The organism is Mesorhizobium sp. M4B.F.Ca.ET.017.02.2.1, assembly GCF_003998955.1.
Lineage (GTDB): Bacteria > Pseudomonadota > Alphaproteobacteria > Rhizobiales > Rhizobiaceae > Mesorhizobium > Mesorhizobium abyssinicae.
On record NZ_RZOF01000729.1, the window covers coordinates 1 to 407 of the forward strand.

Sequence of the window (407 nt, forward strand, 5' to 3'; positions counted from 1 at the left end):
TCTACATGCTCGCCACCGCAATGACAGTCGCCATGCTGATCGCCACCGTATTCGGGCTGCATCAGGAGGCACAACGCATCCGCGTCAAGGCAACCACCAAGCGCTTCGAAGGCTTCGGCCCGCGCAAGCCGTATCGTCACTACTGAGTCAGTCCAGAACTAAGTCAGTCCAGACTTGCTGCCACGCCGGCCAACGGGCCGGCGTTGTCATGTCTGGACTTATTCAGCGCTTTCCGGACCGGTATCAGTCTCGGGAGCAGACTCCGTACCGCCCTCGATGGTCTCTTCGCTTTCCTCGTCCGCCTGCGGCTCCGAGATGCGCTCGACCGAAACCACCTTCTCGCCTTCAGCCGTGTTGAAGATGGTCACGCCCTTGGTGGCGCGGCTGGCGAAACGGATGCCGTTGAC

1 protein-coding gene is annotated in these 407 nt (G+C 61.2%); it reads right to left on the bottom strand.

Translation table 11 applies throughout. The features are described from left to right. Window positions 1-218: 218 nt before the first annotated feature. Window positions 219-407 (bottom strand): hypothetical protein (locus tag EN738_RS35075; RefSeq protein WP_145967077.1); only part of this gene is annotated, 189 nt, incomplete at its 5' end.